The sequence below is a fragment of the Massilia sp. 2TAF26 genome (assembly GCF_052115005.1).
Taxonomy (GTDB): Bacteria; Pseudomonadota; Gammaproteobacteria; order Burkholderiales; family Burkholderiaceae_D; genus Telluria.
The window spans coordinates 234,940-251,930 of the sequence record NZ_JBFRFV010000006.1; the positions used below are offsets into that span (position 1 = coordinate 234,940).

Sequence of the window (16,991 nt, forward strand, 5' to 3'; positions counted from 1 at the left end):
CCCTAGCCCGCCGTGGCCGCCGCCAGCACGGCGCGGCTGCGCGCCGGCATCGCCGCGCCGTCGGCGCCGAACAGATAGGCCGCGGCCGGGTCGAAAGCCAGCAGGACGCGGCTGCCGAGCGCCGGCAGCGCCTGGCCGCCGTTGCACTTCACTGCCACCATCTCGGCGACGCCCTCGACCTGCACATAGGCCAGCATGACGTCGCCCAGGTATTCGACCAGGCCCACCGTGCCCAGGATGCCCTCCCCGCCGGCGCCGCCTTCCGCCCGCTGCAGGCGCAGGTGTTCGGGCCGCACGCCCAGCGTCACCCTGGCGCCGACCGGCGCGTTGGCGGCGTCGGCGGCGACCTCGACCTCGGCGCCGCCCGCCAGCCGGACCGTGGCGATGGCGCCCTGCTCGCCCACCAGGCTGGCGTCCAGGAAGTTCATGCGCGGCGAACCCAGGAAGCCCGCCACGAACAGGTTGGCCGGCCGTTCATAAAGTTCGAGCGGCGTGCCGACCTGCTCGATGCGGCCGCCGTTGAAGACCACGATCTTCTGGCCCAGGGTCATGGCCTCCACCTGGTCGTGGGTCACGTAGATCATGGTGGTGGCCAGTTCGCGGTGCAGGCGCGCCAGTTCGACCCGGGTCTGGGCGCGCAGCGCCGCGTCCAGGTTCGACAGCGGCTCGTCGAAGAGGAAGACCTCGGGCTTGCGCACGATGGCGCGGCCGATCGCCACCCGCTGGCGCTGGCCGCCGGACAGGGCTTTCGGCTTCCTGTCGAGCAGGTGGGCGATCTGCAGGATCTCGGCGGCGCGCCCGACCCGTTCGCGGATCTCGTCCCGGGCTACCCTCGCCAGCTTCAGGGCGAAACCCATGTTCTCGGCCACCGTCATGTGCGGGTACAGCGCATAGCTCTGGAATACCATGGCGATGCCGCGCCGGGACGGGTCGACGTCGTTGCTGGGCACCTCGCCGATCTCGAGTTCGCCCTCGGTCACGTCCTCGAGCCCGGCAATGATGCGCAGCAGGGTCGACTTGCCGCAGCCCGAGGGGCCGACGAAGACGACGAACTCGCCGTCCCCGATGTCCAGGTCGATGCCCTTGATGACGGGATTGTTTCCGTAGTCCTTCCTGATGCCGCGCAGCCTTACCGATGCCATACCCGCTCCTCTTCTTGTTCCATCATCCCTTCAAGCCGCTCGCCGCCAGGAAGCCCTGCGTGACCCGGCGCTGGAAAGCGATATAGGCCAGCGCCACCGGCATCGCGCCCAGCAGCGCCGCCGCCATCAGCTGGGCGTAGCGCACCCCGAAGGCGTCGTAGGTCTGGGTCAGCCCCAGCGGGATCGTCATCATGTCGTTCGAGGTGACGATGATGAAGGGCCACAGGAAGTTGTTCCAGGCGGCGATGAAGGTCACGATCGCCATCGCCCACACGATATTTCCCGAGATCGGCAGGTAGACGCTCCACAATACGCGCAGCGGGCCGGCGCCGTCCATCGTCGCGGCTTCACGGAAGTCGGCCGGGATCTCGTCGAAGAACTGCTTGAACACATAGATCACCACCGGCGACACCACCTGCGGCAGCACGATGCCGGCATAGGTGTTGATCAGCCCGAGCTGGTTCATGGTGCGGAACAGCGGCACCAGCAGCGCCTCGAACGGCAGCAGGAACGCCAGCATGGCGACGCCGAACAGCACGGTGTGCCCGCGGAAGCGCAGCTGCGAGAAAGCATAGGCCGCCATCAGGCTGATCGCCATCGTGACGACGGTTACCAGCAGCGCCACCAGGAAGCTGTTGAACAGCCAGCGCACCACGTTGCCGGCGCCGAGGGTCCTGGCGAAGGCGTCCAGGGTCCAGGTCTGCGGCAGCCAGTGGAAGTCGGCGGAGACGGTCTCCAGCTCGGGCCGCAGGGCCGTCGACAGCGCCCACAGCAGGGGTGCCGCCCACAGCGCGGCCAGCAGCACGGCGGCCAGTACGCCGACGATGGTCCAGCCAAGGTTGGAACGGCGCGTGATGCTCTCCCTCATGCTTCCCTCCTCGCCAGCAAGCGCACGACGCCGGCCTGCAGTATCGACAGCAGGATCACGATGGTCACGAACGCCATCGCGATGGCCGCCGCATAGCCGGCGTCGCTCTGGGTAAACGCGGTTTCGTACATGTAGTGCAAGGTGACCCGGGTCGTGTTGAAGGGCCCGCCGGAGGTCAGGATATAGGTCTGGCCGAACACCTTCAGCGAGGCGATGATCTGCAGGATCAGGGCGGTGGTCGCCACCGGGCGCAGCGCCGGCCAGGTGATCGAGCGGAACAGCTTGAAGCCGCGCGCCCCGTCCAGCGCCGCCGCCTCGTAGAGATCGGCCGGGATATTGCGCAGGCCGGCCAGGAACAGCAGCATGTTGAAGCCGACCGTCCACCAGACCGTGCCGATCGCCACCGCCGGCAGCGCCCAGTAGGGATCCGCCAGCCAGGGACGCTGGCCGCCGAGGATGTGGTTGATCACGCCGGACGAGGGCTGCAGCATCCAGTCCGCAATCAGGGTCATCACCGAGATCGGCAGCACGAAGGGCAGGAAGAACACGCCCTGCAGCCAGGCCTGGGCCTTGACGAAACGGTTGACCAGCAGCGCCATGACCAGCCCCAGCACCGTCAGCGGGATCACGGTCAGCAGGGCAAAATAGAAGGTGTTCAGCACCGAATCCCAGAACGAGGGGTCGTTCAGCAGGGTGTGGTAGTTGTCCAGGCCGATGAAGGCATTGGTACGGGTCAGGCTGCTCTCGGTAAGGCTCATCCAGAAGGTGATGCCGGCCGGGATCAGGAAAAACAGCAGGAAGGCGATCACGAAAGGCGCCAGCAGCAGGGTCGCCGGCAGGCCCTCGCGGCGCGCGCTTGCCAGGACGAAGTCGTTCGGTTTCATCGATCTCCTCAGTAGCGTGGCGGCTGCTTGCGGATCAGGCGCGCGCCTTCCTGTTCGAAGCGCTTGATGGCCTGGGCCGGCGTCATGTAGCCGTACAGCGCGGCCGGCAGGAATTTGGAGGCGATCGCTTCCAGCGGACCCGCCGCGCCCATATACCAGCCATCCGGATCGTAGACCACCTTATGCGCCGCCTCCGCATACTGGGCGTTCGGCTGCAGCGCCAGCGCCTCCGGCGACTCCGCCACCGAGCGGTAGGCCGGGATGTGGCCGCCCTCGGCCCAGCCGAGGGAATGCTTGCCGACGTAGGCGACGAAGCGCAGCACGGCGTTCACTTTGGCCGTTGAGGCCGGATTGCCGGCGTTCGCGGGAATGGCGAAGGCGTGGGAATCGGCCCAGGTGCTGGCGTTCGCGTACATCTTCGGCAGCGGGACGATGCCGTAGTCGAAGCCCAGCGTGCCGGCCCTGGTGGCGCGCACCAGTTCCGGCACTTCCCACACGCCGTTCAGCATGAAGGTGGCGCTGCCGCCCATGAACTGGCTGGTGGAAGCCGGGTAGTCGAGGCCGGCCTGGGCATAGCTCTTGCGGAACCAGTCGCTGATGCGGGCCAACGTGGCTTCGCCGGCCGGGCCGTAGCTGTACTGGCCGTTGCGGACGATGGCGATGTTCTGCTGGGCCAGCATCGTCAGCCACAGGCGCCAGATCGCGAACGAGCTCTGGCTGCTCTCCATGGTCAGGCCGTGGCGGCCCGTGCGCTCGGTGGCGACGCGGAAGGCATCGCTGAGTGCGTCGACGCCCTCGATGGGCTTGAGACTGCCGTCGGCGCCCAGCAGGCCGGCCTGGCCGGCGAGTTTCTTGTTGTAGTAGAGGACCAGCGGGTGCACGTCCAGCGGCACCGCCCAGGTCTTGCCCTGCCAGCGCGCCTTCTCCCATTGGCGCGGCAGGTAGTCGCTGCCCTTCAGGCCGACCCGGGCCAGCTCGGCGTCCGAGATCGGCCGCAGCACGCCGCCGCCGGCCAGGTTGACCAGGCGCGACAAATGGATCGTGGCCAGGTCCGGCCCGGCGCCGACCACCGAGGAGGTGATCAGCTTCGTATAGAACGGCTCACCCCATTTCAGGGTCGTGCTCACCACGCGCACCTCGCGCTGGCTGGCGTTGAAGTCATCGACCAGGGCCCGCATGCGGGCGCCGTCGCCCCCGCTCAGCAGGGTCCACATCCTGACTTCAACCTGCGCCCACGCCGGCGCCGGCCCGGCGGCCAGCGTCACCAGCAGCGCGACGGCGGCGGCGAGGCTGCAGCCTCGTCTCGCCACATCGTCTCCAATCTTCTCGTTGTTTTGACCGTAGCGCCGTCGCCTGCCTCGCCTGCCCTTCAGGCTACCCGACGCCGCGGCCGCGCTCCCGCGCCACCACGGCCCCGGCGCTCGAATCCCCCAGCTCCTGCCGGCGGCGTTGCCGGTGGATCGTCCGGCCCCGGACCGTTCGATCCGCTGCCGTTCGATACGCCGCCGCTGGCCTGGCGCTCGCCCGGATAGGCTATCACTTCTGCAATTTCTCCGACGCGCGTCCATTCTATCGGGAAATCCGGTCCGCGCCGAGCCAGCCAGCGTTTCGCGTGCCCGAGGGGGTCGAGGTGCCAGTCGTGCAGGTGGGCGTCAGGGCCGCGCGTGGCCGCCGCCAGCGCGTCCACGGGCGCCTTCGGCACCCTGTCCTCGCTCAGCAGGCCGTTCTTTTCGAGGAAGGTATCGGCCAGCTGGGTGTAGCAGAAACCGGACAGCGGACGGCAGGCGTGGATCGCGGACATCAAGAGCTGGTAGCGCGCCAGCAGCTCCTTGCCGTCCTTCGCCACCGAATAGCCCCAGCCCGGCTCCTCGCTGTTCTTCATGACGGCGATGCCGCCGAATTCGGACAGGAAGAGCGGCTTGCCGACGCCGGTGAAGCCGTCGATGACCAGGCGCCGGCGGTCCGGCTGCACGTGCTGCAGGGTGTAGGCGACGGCGTCGCGGCTGCCGTAGCGCTCGACCAGCACCTTCGGGTCCTGCTCGTAGTCGTGGACGCAGACCAGGTCGCCGCAGGGCATCTCCCAGCCGTCGTTGCCGACCACCGGACGGGTGCCGTCCAGCGCCCGGGTCATGTGGTAGAGCGCGCGCACGAAGTCGACCTGGCGGCGGTCGTTCATCAGCTCCGGCACGCCCCAGGATTCGTTGGTCGGCACCCAGGCCACGATACAGGGATGGGAGATGTCGCGCTCGACCAGTTCCTTCCACTCCTCCATCACGCCGTGCACGGTGGCGCTCGAGAAGCCGTAGGCCGAGGGCATCTCGCCCCACACGCACAGGCCCAGCACGTCGCACCAGTAGAGCCAGCGCGGGTCCTCGGACTTCTGGTGCTTGCGCACGCCGTTGAAGCCCAGCCGCTTGATCAGCAGGACGTCGTGGCGCAGCTGGTCGCTGGAGGCCACCATCAGGCTGTCCGGCCAGTAGCCCTGGTCGAGCACCATGCGCAGGAAATACGGACGGCTGTTCAGGACGAAGCGGTCGCCCTCGACGCTCACCGTGCGCAGCGCCGTGTAGCTCTGCACGCTGTCGATCAGGTTGCCGTCGGCCGAGCGGATCTCGATCTCGGCGTCGATCAGTTGCGGGCTTTCCGGACTCCACATCCACAGCGCACGGGCGTCGTCGATGCCGGGGTCGGGCAGCTGGAAGATGCGCGACAGGCGCGGCCCGGTCAGCAGGCAGCGATCGGCCACCAGCAGCTTGTCGCCGAGGCGCAGGGTCACGTTGGCGATGCCGCCGTCGGGCACGTGGGCGATGTCGGCATCGAGCCGGATCTGCCAGGACGCGACGTCGGCGATCCAGCGCAGCTGGCTCACGTGGGCGCGCGGCACCTTCTCGATCCACACCGTGCGCCAGATCCCGCTGGTGCGCGGATACCAGATCTTGTGCGGCTCCGGCTCCCAGTCCATCTTGCCGCGCGCCTTGTGCATGTCCTGCGGATCGTCCTCGGCCTGCACCACCACCTCGAGCAGCGAACCGTCGAGGTGGCGGCTGACGTCGATCGAGAACGGGCTGTGGCCGCCGCGGTGCTCGACCGCGAAACGCCCGTTCACCCACACCCTGGCGCGGTAGTTGACGGCGCCGAAGTGCAGCATCAGGCGTTCCTCGCGCGACGGTGTCATCGACGGGTCGAGCTGGATCTGGCGCTTGTACCAGACCCGGCGCCGGTAGCCGCGGTCGTGGACGCCGCTGGCGCGCGCCTCGGGCGGATACGGCACCACGATGGTGCGGTCCCAGTTCACTTCGGGAGGGTCGGCGCAGGCGGCCATGTCGTCGAGCATGGCCTGCCATGGGCCATCCAGGCTGCGCCAGGCGGCGCGCCGCAGTTGGGGGCGGGGGTATTCCACGATGAACTCCTGGTCTTCGGTGTTCTTATGAAGTCTATTTAATGACCCGCCGTCCATGAAAGCAAGCGCTTTCGAACACCGTTACAAACGGTTTCACGCCCTGTGTTTTTAAGGCGACAGGCTGCCGACGGCGACCCGCACGAAGGTAGCGTGCCGTCCGGCGCCGCCCATCGCGACGAGCCCGAGGCGGGCGTCCTTGCCGAGGCGGTGCGTCCAGGTTCCGCCGCCGGTCCAGGTGCGCCCGTCCTGGCTCGAATAAGCCATATAACGTTCCTGCCCCCCTGTGCGGTGGACATCGAGACGCAGCCAGGTGGTGGGGCCCGGCGTGCCGGCCAGGGTATTCCCGTAGCGCGGCTGGTACTGCTCGACGGGCGCGACTTCCTTCGCGAACTCGACCTGGCGCAGCCCACCGCGCGCCATCTCGACCAGCTTGACGTAGTTGTCGTCGTCGCGCATGACCACCAGGCCGGCCTGCACCGCGGTGGCGCAGCAGTCCTCGGGCGCATCAAGGCGGATCTCCGCCTCGACGCGGTAGTCGCCATCCGGCAGCGCCGCCTGCAGCACGCTGGCGGTGTTGCGGTCGACGTAGAGGTCGGCGTCCTGGGTCGCCATCGTCAAGCCTTTGCCGCCGAGCGACCAGCCGCCGTCGGCGCGCGGGCGCAGCCAGTGCCAGCGCGGTTTCAGGGCCTTGCCCCGGAAGTCGTCGTGCCACAGCGGGCGCACACGCGGCGCCACCTGCACCGCCAGCGGATGCGCCTCGGCGCGCGCGCCCTCGAGCACGATCGGTGCCGCCATCGCCTGGTCGCTCGGGGCCAGTCCGCCACCCGCCACCGGCCAGCCGCCGACCCAGTCGATACGGTCCAGCAGCGCCAGGCGCCGGGTCAGCTTGTCCTTGGCGCTGAAGAAGGGCTCGTTGACGTCGATGCCGTGGTAGATGGTCCACCACTGGCCGGCGGCGTCCGTGAACACGGTGTTGTGGCCGACCCCGACCCAGCGGTTGCCGTTCTGGAGCAGCAGCGGCGTGCCGCCCGCGCGTCCCTTGGCCATGTCGTTGCCGTAGCGGTCGAGGAAGGGGCCTTCCGGCGTGCGTGCGCGGCCGGTGAAGACGGCGTAGCCGGTCAGCGGGCCGTTGCAGCAATCGGTACTTGATGCGAACAGATACCACCAGCCGTCGTGGCGCTTGACCTCGGCGCCCTCGTAGCGGCCCGGCGCGCCGACCATCGTGGCCACACCGATGGCGCGCAGGCCGTCGTCGCTCAGCCGCGTCACGAAGATGCCGCCGCCATAGCTGCCGTAGTAGAGGTATTTGCGCCCTCCGTCTTCGATCACCTTAGGATCGAAGGTCCAGTGGAAGTTGCAGCCCGGCCCGGCGCGGCGCGGCATCACCACCGGCGTGGTGCTCGCCTTCCATGGACCGGCGGGCGAATCCGAGGTCGCCACGCCGATCGCGCTGTCGTTTTCGCAGCCCTTCTCGGGGCTGTGCGCGTCGACCACGTCGGTGACGGTGAAGTAGAGGTAGTAGCGCCCGTTCAGGTATTCCGGCTCCGGCGCCCACAGGCCGGAGGTCGGCGCGGCCAGTCCGGCCGGGCGGTCGGAAAAAGCGTCGGCGACGAAATCCCAGTGCACCAGGTCGGTCGAGCGGTAGATCGGGATCATGCGGAAATGCCAGCCGCCGTCCTTGCCCTGCGGGTCGCGCTCGCGCTTGCTGACCGGGTCACTGGTGCAGTACAGATACCAGGTAGGCGCCTCGGCCCGCGGGTCGCGCAGCACGGCCGGGTCGGCGCAGTTCTGGGCCAGTTCGCCGCTGGCCAGGCGTACGGTCAGGGGATTGTGGTAGGCGCGGGTGGCGGGAGCGGGTTCGGCGGCGGCCAGCAGGGGCAGCGCGAGCAGCAATGCGTGCAGGTGCGCAAACAGGGAACGGACGTGGGGCATGACGTCTCCTTGATTTTTGCCGAAGAGAATACCGCAGTGAGTGGCGAGCTGTTGCACGTTTGAAAACAAGGATCAAGTGCGGCGGCCACCTCCTGCACCCGCCATTCCCGCGAAAGCGCGAATCCATGCTGAAGTTCCCTGCCCGCTCAGTATGGGTTCCCGCTTTCGCGGGAACGACAGGCACCTGCAGCAGGCCTAGTGCCCAGCCGTCTTCGAAAACAGATTCATCACCAGCACCCCGGCCACGATCAGCGCCATCCCCACCAGCGCCCCGGCATCCAGCCGCTGCCCGTACAGCAACCAGCCCGCCAACGCAATCAGCACGATCCCGACCCCCGACCACACCGCGTACGCCACTCCCAGCGGTATTGAACGCAAGGTCAGCGCCAGCATATAGAAGGCAATGCCATAGCCCAGTGCCACCAGTGCCGAAGGCAGCACGCGGGTAAAGCCGGCGCTGGCTTTCAGGGCCGTGGTGGCCACGGTTTCGGCAAGGATGGCGATCGCCAGGAAGACCCAGTTATTCATCTTGACACCATATTCATGAGCGAAAGCGCGATTATCCGTGCAGAACCCGGCAGGCGCCAGTCTGGTATCATGACGCCCTTTCTCCCAGCCGTAGCGACGCCGATGCAGACCAGGACCATCCGCCGTTTCTTCGCGCTTGCAGCATGCCTGCTGGCGGGCACGGCAGGCGCCGCCGATGCCATGCTGAAGCCCTGGCCGGCCATGCAGGCGACACCTGCCCTGCGCCTGAGAGACCTGCAGGGCAAGGAATGGTTGCTGAGCCAGTTGCGCGGCAAGGTGGTGGTGGTGAATTTCTGGGCCAGCTGGTGCGGTCCCTGCGTGGACGAGCTGCCGGTGCTGAATGCGCTGGCGCGCCAGGATCCGGACAAGGTGGCCGTGGTGGGCGTCAACTACAAGGAACCGCTCGACACCATCGAGCGCTTCTCCGGCGCCCATCCCTTCGCCTACCCGGTGCTGCGCGACCGCTCCGGCGACATGTTCCGGCAGTGGACCGCCGGTGTGATGCCGACCACCATCCTGGTCGACCGCCAGGGCCGCGCACGCTGGCGCAGCGTGGGCGAGATCGGGGCCGGCGATACCCGCCTGAAGGCGGCGATCGACGCCCTCGTGGCAGAATGAAGAGCACCAGGAACAACGCATAAGCGACGACAATAAGCAACGCCAATAAGCAACGACATCCAGACAGGAAGAATCGACCATGAAAGACAGCAAACCGACGAACCGCCGACACCTGCTCAAGGCCGCCACCGGCGTCCTGCTGGCCGGCGCCCTGCCGCGCACCCTGCTGGCGCAGACCACCGCCGCCGAAGCGGAGCGCCACTTCGACCCGCGTCCGGGCGACTGGAAGAGCTACGAAGTGGTCACCCGCGTGAACCTGCAGCGAGCCTCCGGCCCGTCGACGGTCTGGATTCCACTGCCCTCGGTCGACACCGACTGGCAGCGCACGCTGTCGAACAACTGGTCGGGCAACGCCAAGAGCATGAAGGTGGGCAACGACCCGCACTACGGCGCCCGCTTCCTGGTGGCCGAATTCGACGGCTCCGCACCGCCCAGGCTGGAAGTGGTCTCGCGCATCCAGACCCGCGACCGCGCCGAGAACTGGAGGACCCGCACCCCGGGCGTCGAATCCTCGGACGACCTGAAACTGTGGCTGCAGCCGACCGACCTGATGCCGCTGGACGGCATCGTGAAAAAGACCGCGCTGCAGATCACCTCCGGCGCGAAGACCGATGAAGGCAAGGTCCAGCGCATCTACGACTGGATCGTGCTGAACACCTTCCGCGAACCGAAAGTGCGTGGCTGCGGCACCGGCGACATCAAGACCATGCTGGAGACCGGCAACTTCGGCGGCAAGTGCGCCGACCTGAACGGCCTGTTCGTCGGCCTGTGCCGCGCCGCCGGCGTGCCGGCGCGCGACGTCTACGGCATCCGCATCGCACCGAGCGCCTTCGGCTACCGCGAACTGGGCGGCAAGCCGGCGTCCCTGCAGGGTGCCCAGCACTGCCGCGCCGAGGTCTATCTGAAGCAGCACGGCTGGGTTGCGATGGATCCGGCCGACGTCGCCAAGGTCATGCGCCAGGAAACCCCGAGCTGGATCAAGGATCCGGACCACCCGCTGGTCGCGCCGGTCCGCCAGGCCCTGTTCGGCGGCTGGGAAGGCAACTGGATGGGCTACAACTTCGCCCACGACGTACGCCTGCCCGGCTCGAGCGCCGGCAAGGTCGGCTTCCTGATGTACCCGCAGGCCGAAAGCCATGGCGAGGCCTACGACTCGCTGGCGCCGGACAGCTTCGCGTACACCATCACCGCGCGCGCCATCTGAGCGCGAGCCGACGATGCGCCAACCGACCGACCGCAAACTCGGGGGCATCATGGCGTTTGCCGTGCTGGCCTCGATCCTGGCCTCCACCTGCTGCGTGCTGCCGCTGGTGCTGGTCCTGGTCGGCATTACCGGCGCCTGGATGGTCCACCTGACGGCGCTGAAGCCGTTGACCCCGTACGCGATCGCGCTCACCCTGGGCGCGCTCGGCTGGGCCGGCTGGCTGCTGTTCCGGCCGGCCGCGGCCTGCGCGGTCGACGACCCGGCCTGCGCCACCACCCGCCCGTCCATGCGCAAACTCTTCGCCGGCTGCGCCGTGTTCATCGCCCTGCTGCTGGGCTTCCCGCTGATCGCTCCCCTGTTCTATTGAGACCACGACCATGAAAACGCTGAACGCCGTTTCCCTCATCGTCCTGCTGGGCGCCGCGCCCTTCGCGCTGGCCAAGCAGCAGACCGTCAAGCTGAACGTGCCGACCATGGATTGCGCCACCTGCCCGATCACGATCAAGGCGTCCTTGTCCAAGGTGCCGGGCGTGAGCAAGGTCCAGGTCAGCTACGCGAAGCGCGAAGCCGTGATCGTCTACGACGACGCCCAGGCCACCGTGGCCGACCTCAAGAAGGCCACCGAAGACGTCGGCTATCCGTCGATGCTGAAGACGGCGCGATAGCCTGAATCGCTGACCGCAGGAAAGAACTGTTCCCTTCGTAATAGTTTGGAACAATTTCGTTCCGTGCGCGGCTGACTGCAGGATTACGATTCCTGCATGAACTTTACTTTTTCTTCAACCGACGCCGGCGTCTGCGCCGTCAAGCTGTGGGCCAGCGGGCGCTACGGCTTCTCCCTGCCGAAGAAGGTCGACATCGTCACCGCAGGCGGCATGACCGCCACTTTCCTGTACTACAACCGGAAGATGCGGCTCACGGCCGAACTCAGCAACCGTGCCATCGTCAAGATCGCCATCGCCCAGTTCCTGGCCGGCGAAGGCCGTGGTGCGGAACCCACCGAAATCGACCACACCACCCCTCCCTACGAGGGACCGTTGACGCCGATCCGCTCCAACACGCCGCGCGCACCGCTGCGGGTGCGGCCGGGAAAGCTCCATGCGCGCATGCGGCCCGAGTTGTATCCGGAACCGCAGCGCGGGCAGAGCCTGGCGGACCAGTAGGAAAGACGAGACCATCATGCGACACCAGTTCACACCAGGACAGCTCCGCATGCTCATCCAGCGCGCGGAAACACAGTTCGAACAGACCATCGCGCAATCGCTGGCAACCGATCCCGGCGGCACACACATCGCGCGCGCCTTGCACGCTGCCGTGCACGAATCGGTGGTCGGCCTGATCAAGCTGTTCCGCGACCAGATCCCCGGGGCAGCCGAGGTCGCGACCAGGCTGGCCCGCATGTACGCCAAGGGCGCGGATGCCAACGCCGGCGCACCCACCCTCGACTGCCTGCGCGCCATCGCCCAGCTCACGCGCGAGACCCGCGAGCGTTACCTGCCAGTGCCGGAGGGCGCCGAAGCGGAAGGGCGGTAGACCCGCACGTAGTCGACCAGCATGGGTTGCGGAAAGCTGCTCGAACACCCGCTCGCCCATGACCAGGTCGGGGCGCGCTGTGGTAGAGGATGCCGTCGCGGTACCTGCGGATCTCGCGCGGCTCCGATTCCACCGCATACACGTGGAAGTCGTCGGAAAGGTCGGCGGCGAAGTCCCCAACTAGACCACCTGCTTCGTGAACAAGTCGCGCGTGAAGGTCGACGGCACCCCTTGGGGTACGCTGGTGCTGAAGGACTTCCACCGGTCGATCCGCGGCCTGATGAAGTCGCGCGCCGGCCACGGCGCCTGAATCAACCCGCGCCCAGGTGCTCGTACAGGATCAGCGCACCGATCGCAATCAGCACGAAACCGCCGATCAGCTCCGCCCGCTTGCCGACCAGGTGCCCCAGGCCGCGCCCAAGCATCACGCCGATGGTCACCATCACGAAGGTGGCCAGGCCGATCGCGCCGGCGGTGGCGACGATATTCGCGTCGATGAAGGCGAGGCTGGCGCCGACCACCATGGCGTCGATGCTGGTGGCGAAACCGGTGATCGCCAGCAGCCAGAAGGCGTGACTGCTCGGCTTTTCCTCATCCTCATCGTCCGCGCTCAGGCTGGCGTAGATCATGCGCAGCCCCAGCGCCCCCAGCAGGGTGAAGGCGATCCAATGATCCCAGGCTTCGACGTAGGGGGCCGCCACCTTCCCCATGGCCCAGCCGACCAGAGGCGTCAGGCCTTCGATCACGCCGAAGATCAGGCCCGTGCGCAGTGCTTCCTTGAGGTGGGGACGATGCAGGGCTGCGCCCTTGCCGATGGCGACGGCGAAGGCGTCGGTGGACATGGCAAGCGCGATGGCTAGCGTGGCGGCTACATTCATGAATATCTCACTGGCCGGGCAGAGACGATGGCATACCCGCACGGCCCAGCCTGAGCACGCGGAATGCCAAAGGTCTTGCCAACCGAGACGGCTGCCCGTACCACGTCGCGACGGTGCAGTCAAACGGCGACGAGTATGTTGATACGAGCGCTTCCGCATGACGCGGAAGCAGGCTACTCCCCAATGGGTGCCGATATCTTACACGAAGCCTCATAAAAAACACAGCGGGGCGTTGCGGCACGGCTGGATCTATCGCGCGTAGTCACAGCCATTATGGACATGCTCGCCCTTCGTGAAGCCGCTGCCAGGGAATCCGGTGCCTCGACCATTATCTCTATTGACGCCTTCTCAGACTTCCAGTGCGGGTTCAAAAAACGCCCTCCCGGCGCTTTCAGGCGGCCTTGCGTCGGCATCCGGCAGCCTCCGACAGCGATGCGCGCAGGCTCACGCTGACCGGGAATTTGCGGGTCACCGGACGCTTCATGTCGTAGTACAGGTTGAGCAGCGCGTTGATGCCGTTCTGGGTCATCTCGCGCCACGGCATGTGGACCGAGACGAGGGCGCAACCGTGAACGCGCTGTCTCGGGATCACCCAAACAACTTCGCCGCCGTCTTCGCCACCAGGTCCCCCTGGAAGCGCGCCCCGTCCAGCTCCAGCTGGCTGGGCTGCCGCTGCCCTTGCCCGCCCGCGATGGTGCTGGCGCCGTAGGGACTGCAGCCGGTGATCTCGTCGAGGGTCATCTGGCCGGCGAAGCTGTACGGCAGGCCGACCACCACCATGCCGAGGTGCAGCAGGTTGGTGATGATGGAGAACTGGGTGGTCTCCTGGCCGCCGTGCTGGGTCGCGCTCGAGGTAAAGGACGCGCCGACCTTGCCGTGCAGGGCGCCGCGCGCCCACAGGCCGCCGGTCTGGTCGAGGAAGGCCGCCATCTGCGAGGGCATGCGGCCGTAGCGGGTCGGCGCGCCGATGATGATGGCGTCGTAATCCGGCAGCTCGTCGACGGTGGCGATCGGCGCCTGCTGATCGAGCTTAAAGTGCGCCGGCCGCGCGATGTGTTCGGGCACGGTCTCCGGCACGCGCTTGAGTGCCACCGTGGCCCCGGCCGCGCGCGCCCCTTCGGCCACCGCCTCCGCCATCTTTTCGATGTGGCCGTAGGTGGAGTAATACAGAACCAGTACTTTCGCCATGCCGTCCTCCCGGGTAGATGTGTCAGTGCCGGGCCTCATGCTATCCCAAAGCGCCGGGCCGGGACGCGCGCGTGAAATGCCGAGCACGGTCACGGGAGTGCACGTACAATGTAGCTTCTTAGCAATTTCTTAAGCCGGATGAAAGCCCGTACTTACCTGATCCTGATGGCGGCGGCCATCCTGGTGCCCGTGGTGCTGATCGCCTCGGTGGGCCTGAGCCGGCTGCTGGACTCGGAACGGGCATCGCGCATCCGCGGCGTGCAGGAGACCGGACGCGCCACCGCCCTCGTGATCGACCGCGAGATCGCCGTCGCCGACGCTTCGCTGCGCGGGATCGTCAACTCCGAGGCCCTGCGCCGCGCCGACTTCGCCCAGCTGCACCGCGAAGCCAGCGCCATGAACCGCGGCACGCCCTGGTCCTGGACCCTGCTGATGGACTACGACGGCACGCCCAGGCTGAACACCCTGGTGCCCTGGGGCTCGCCGCTGCCGGACTACAAGGCGAAATGGGTCGGCGATGTCTACGAGGCCCAGAAGACCCGCGTCTCCGGCTACTTTCTCGGCATCCTGGCGAAGCGTCCCACGGTCTCGATCGACGTGCCGGTGCCGCGCGTGCTCGGCGAGCGCTACGTGGTCAGCCAGATCTTCGATGCCGCCTACTTTGCGCGTGTGTTCGACGACCCGGCCATCGGCCGCGACTGGGTGATCACGATCTTCGACGCCAGGGGCATCTCGATCGCCCGCAACCGCAACGCCGAAGAGCTGGTCGGCAAGCCGGTGCGCCCCGAGCTGTACCAGGCCTCGCGGCGCCAGCCGAACGGCATCCTGCGCCACACCACCCACGACGGCGTCGACGTCTACAGCGTCTACACCCGCGCGCCGCTGTCCGGCTGGACCCTCGCGATCGGGGTGCCGGCGCCCGAGATCGAGGGACCGGCGCGCACCGCCACCCTGTACGCGGCCCTGGCCCTGCTGGGCGTGATGGGACTGGCGATCGGCATCGCCGTGTTCCTGGCCAAGCGGCTCTCGGTATCGCTGGACCAGGCCCACGCGGCGGCCCAGGCCCTGGCCGGCGGCGCCGAACCGGCCGGTGCGCCGACCCGGGTCGTCGAAGTCGACACCCTGCTCGACGGCCTGCGCCGCACCAGCAGCGACCTCGCGCGCGAACGCGGCGCCCGCCAGCAGCTGCAGGACGAGCGCGAAGCCCTGCTGCGCAGCGAACAGGAGGCGCGGCGCGAGGCCGAGGGCCAGAGCCATGCCAAGGACGCCTTCCTCGCCATGCTGAGCCACGAGCTGCGCAACCCGCTGGCGGCGATCGCCGGCGCGCTGCAGGTGCTCGACCTGCCGGGCGTGAAGCCGGAGCTGGCCGCCCACGCGCGCGAGATCGGCCGGCGCCAGGTGCGCCACCTGACCCGCATCGTCGACGACCTGCTCGACGTGCGCGGCATCCTGTCCGGCAAGGTGACACTCAAACGCTCGCGCATCGATGCCGGCGCCCTGCTGCGCCAGTGCTGCGCGACGCGCGAACTGGCCGATGCCGGCGCCCACGTTTGGAAGGTCGAAGCCGGCGCGCTGTGGATCGACGCCGACCCGACCCGCCTCGAGCAGATCTTCGCCAACCTGCTGCATAACGCGATCAAGTACACGCCGGCCGGCGGCAGCATCGCGGTGCGCGCCCGCGCCGCCGGGACGCAAGCCGTGATCGAAGTGGCCGATACCGGGGTCGGCATCGCCGCCGAGGTCCTGCCGACCATCTTCGACGTGCTGGTGCAGGGACCGACCGCGATCGACCGGTCACAAGGTGGACTCGGGCTCGGGCTCGCGCTGGTGAAGGAGCTCACCGCGCTGCACGGCGGCAGCGTGGATGCGCGCAGCGCTGGTCCGGGGATGGGTTGTACTTTTACGCTGCGTTTTCCGTTGGCGGTGGCGGCGGCGTAGGCGGCGCGTTACCGTCGTCCCCGCGAAACAGTGTTTCAGTAATACGGACTCCGGACCCTCATTCAGGCGCTCTCGCGTTCGCGCAGGGTGAAGCCGAGGTCGATGCGGCGCGCCGGCGGCGTCTTGCCCGCGATGACGTCCAGCAGCAGCGACGCCGCGCGGTAGCCGACCTGGTAGCGCGGGGTTTCGACCGTGGTCAGCGAGGGCACCAGTTCCGGCTGGCCGATGGCGCGCGAAGCGTCCATCGTCGAGACCCCGGCGCGCACCGCCACCTGCTCCAGCGTGGCCCTGCCCGAACCCCGTCCAGCACCTCGTCCCTTGCCTGTGCCGCTACTGCTCATCGATTTCGTCCGACCCTGGATTGCGCCATGCCCTGGCAGGTTTGTCAATGTCATGTCCGAGTGATCCTACGCACCGTCCGCCTGTTTTCCGATTGTCCGCCGCCGTGGGCGGCCTACCATGGAGGCTTCGGCACGGAATAGGAGCGCATATGCCCAGTAACCAGGAATACAAAGGCAAAGGCACCAAAGGCCGCAACCATGATGAACTCAGCGGCGTAGGCACCAGCAGCGCCGGCAGGACCGGCACCGCTGGCAACCTCAACGACGGCGGCCGCGATCGCGGCATCGGATCGCCCGACCTCGCCGACTCGGGCAACCTGCAATCGGCCAACGCCGGCCAGCCGGGCGGCACCCCGGCCCAGGGTAGCTCCCAGCGCGGGCAGGCGAATCCGGGCAACAGCCAGCAAGGAGGATTAAGTAATCAGCAACAGGGCAAGCAAGACAAACAGCAACCTTGACCACCTCGAGCGGCGGGCGCCCTGCCCGCCGCGTCTCCCCTTCCGCCGACGTCGGAAGATTCTGAACTGTCGCTAACAC

Annotated in this window: 19 protein-coding genes and 1 riboswitch; of the genes, 8 read left to right on the forward strand and 11 right to left on the reverse strand. The window is 67.8% G+C overall.

Annotated features, from left to right (window positions below):
• Nucleotides 1-2 precede the first annotated feature (2 nt).
• From AB4Z32_RS09000 to AB4Z32_RS09030, 7 genes are all read right to left on the reverse strand, one after another.
• Nucleotides 3-1,142, reverse strand: coding sequence for an ABC transporter ATP-binding protein (locus AB4Z32_RS09000; RefSeq protein WP_442121503.1), 1,140 nt, complete (start codon nt 1,140-1,142; stop codon nt 3-5).
• Between the two features lie 22 nt (nt 1,143-1,164).
• A complete protein-coding gene (locus tag AB4Z32_RS09005) occupies nt 1,165-2,010 on the reverse strand; it encodes a carbohydrate ABC transporter permease (protein ID WP_442121504.1) in 846 nt (281 codons plus the stop codon).
• Nucleotides 2,007-2,894, reverse strand: a complete 888-nt coding sequence (locus AB4Z32_RS09010) for a carbohydrate ABC transporter permease (protein WP_442121505.1) — start codon at nt 2,892-2,894, stop codon at nt 2,007-2,009. The genes AB4Z32_RS09005 and AB4Z32_RS09010 overlap by 4 nt, the downstream gene beginning before the upstream one ends.
• An 8-nt stretch (nt 2,895-2,902) precedes the next feature.
• Complete coding sequence (locus tag AB4Z32_RS09015) at nt 2,903-4,204, reverse strand: extracellular solute-binding protein (RefSeq protein ID WP_442121506.1); 1,302 nt, start codon at nt 4,202-4,204, stop codon at nt 2,903-2,905.
• A 59-nt stretch (nt 4,205-4,263) separates the two neighbouring features.
• Nucleotides 4,264-6,294, reverse strand: a complete 2,031-nt coding sequence (locus tag AB4Z32_RS09020) for a glycoside hydrolase family 2 protein (RefSeq protein ID WP_442121507.1) — start codon at nt 6,292-6,294, stop codon at nt 4,264-4,266.
• 108 nt (nt 6,295-6,402) lie between these two features.
• Nucleotides 6,403-8,226 carry a family 43 glycosylhydrolase gene (locus AB4Z32_RS09025; protein ID WP_442121508.1) on the reverse strand — a complete coding sequence of 608 codons (1,824 nt, stop codon included), beginning with the start codon at nt 8,224-8,226 and terminating at the stop codon, nt 6,403-6,405.
• 195 nt (nt 8,227-8,421) lie between these two features.
• Nucleotides 8,422-8,754, reverse strand: a complete 333-nt coding sequence (locus tag AB4Z32_RS09030; protein WP_442121509.1) for a DMT family transporter — start codon at nt 8,752-8,754, stop codon at nt 8,422-8,424.
• 69 nt (nt 8,755-8,823) lie between these two features.
• Here AB4Z32_RS09030 and AB4Z32_RS09035 point away from each other — a divergent pair, with 69 nt between their 5' ends.
• The 6 genes from AB4Z32_RS09035 to AB4Z32_RS09060 all read left to right on the forward strand — a co-directional run bounded on the left by AB4Z32_RS09035 (nt 8,824) and on the right by AB4Z32_RS09060 (nt 12,109).
• A complete protein-coding gene (locus AB4Z32_RS09035; protein WP_442121510.1) occupies nt 8,824-9,372 on the forward strand; it encodes a TlpA family protein disulfide reductase in 549 nt (182 codons plus the stop codon).
• 79 nt (nt 9,373-9,451) lie between these two features.
• Nucleotides 9,452-10,576, forward strand: a complete 1,125-nt coding sequence (locus AB4Z32_RS09040; protein WP_442121511.1) for a transglutaminase-like domain-containing protein — start codon at nt 9,452-9,454, stop codon at nt 10,574-10,576.
• Nucleotides 10,577-10,589: 13 nt separating this feature from the next.
• Nucleotides 10,590-10,943, forward strand: a complete 354-nt coding sequence (locus AB4Z32_RS09045) for a mercuric transporter MerT family protein (RefSeq protein WP_442121512.1) — start codon at nt 10,590-10,592, stop codon at nt 10,941-10,943.
• A 10-nt stretch (nt 10,944-10,953) separates the two neighbouring features.
• Nucleotides 10,954-11,241 (forward strand): mercury resistance system periplasmic binding protein MerP, encoded by a 288-nt coding sequence (gene merP / locus AB4Z32_RS09050; RefSeq protein WP_442121513.1) that lies wholly within the window; start codon nt 10,954-10,956, stop codon nt 11,239-11,241.
• A gap of 96 nt (nt 11,242-11,337) precedes the next feature.
• Nucleotides 11,338-11,739, forward strand: coding sequence for a hypothetical protein (locus tag AB4Z32_RS09055; protein WP_442121514.1), 402 nt, complete (start codon nt 11,338-11,340; stop codon nt 11,737-11,739).
• Nucleotides 11,740-11,788: 49 nt separating this feature from the next.
• Nucleotides 11,789-12,109, forward strand: a complete 321-nt coding sequence (locus AB4Z32_RS09060; protein WP_442121515.1) for a hypothetical protein — start codon at nt 11,789-11,791, stop codon at nt 12,107-12,109.
• Between the two features lie 311 nt (nt 12,110-12,420).
• Here AB4Z32_RS09060 and mntP read toward each other — a convergent pair whose 3' ends face one another.
• From mntP to wrbA, 3 genes are all read right to left on the reverse strand, one after another.
• Complete coding sequence (gene mntP, locus AB4Z32_RS09065; protein ID WP_442121516.1) at nt 12,421-12,987, reverse strand: manganese efflux pump MntP; 567 nt, start codon at nt 12,985-12,987, stop codon at nt 12,421-12,423.
• Between the two features lie 9 nt (nt 12,988-12,996).
• Nucleotides 12,997-13,181: riboswitch (yybP-ykoY riboswitch) on the reverse strand.
• A gap of 197 nt (nt 13,182-13,378) precedes the next feature.
• On the reverse strand, nt 13,379-13,579 hold the full coding sequence (locus AB4Z32_RS09070) for a hypothetical protein (protein WP_442121517.1): 201 nt from the start codon (nt 13,577-13,579) through the stop codon (nt 13,379-13,381).
• On the reverse strand, nt 13,576-14,175 hold the full coding sequence (wrbA, locus tag AB4Z32_RS09075; RefSeq protein WP_442121518.1) for an NAD(P)H:quinone oxidoreductase: 600 nt from the start codon (nt 14,173-14,175) through the stop codon (nt 13,576-13,578). Before wrbA ends, AB4Z32_RS09070 begins: the two co-directional genes overlap by 4 nt.
• Before the next feature lie 138 nt (nt 14,176-14,313).
• Here wrbA and AB4Z32_RS09080 point away from each other — a divergent pair, with 138 nt between their 5' ends.
• Nucleotides 14,314-16,113: an ATP-binding protein gene (locus AB4Z32_RS09080; protein WP_442121519.1), complete on the forward strand. Its 1,800-nt coding sequence runs from the start codon at nt 14,314-14,316 to the stop codon at nt 16,111-16,113.
• A 62-nt stretch (nt 16,114-16,175) separates the two neighbouring features.
• Here the strand turns inward: AB4Z32_RS09080 and AB4Z32_RS09085 are convergent, their stop codons facing one another.
• Nucleotides 16,176-16,454, reverse strand: a complete 279-nt coding sequence (locus AB4Z32_RS09085; protein WP_442121520.1) for a substrate-binding domain-containing protein — start codon at nt 16,452-16,454, stop codon at nt 16,176-16,178.
• Between the two features lie 149 nt (nt 16,455-16,603).
• Between AB4Z32_RS09085 and AB4Z32_RS09090 the strand changes: the two genes are divergently transcribed.
• A complete protein-coding gene (locus AB4Z32_RS09090) occupies nt 16,604-16,912 on the forward strand; it encodes a hypothetical protein (protein ID WP_442121521.1) in 309 nt (102 codons plus the stop codon).
• Nucleotides 16,913-16,991 lie beyond the last annotated feature (79 nt).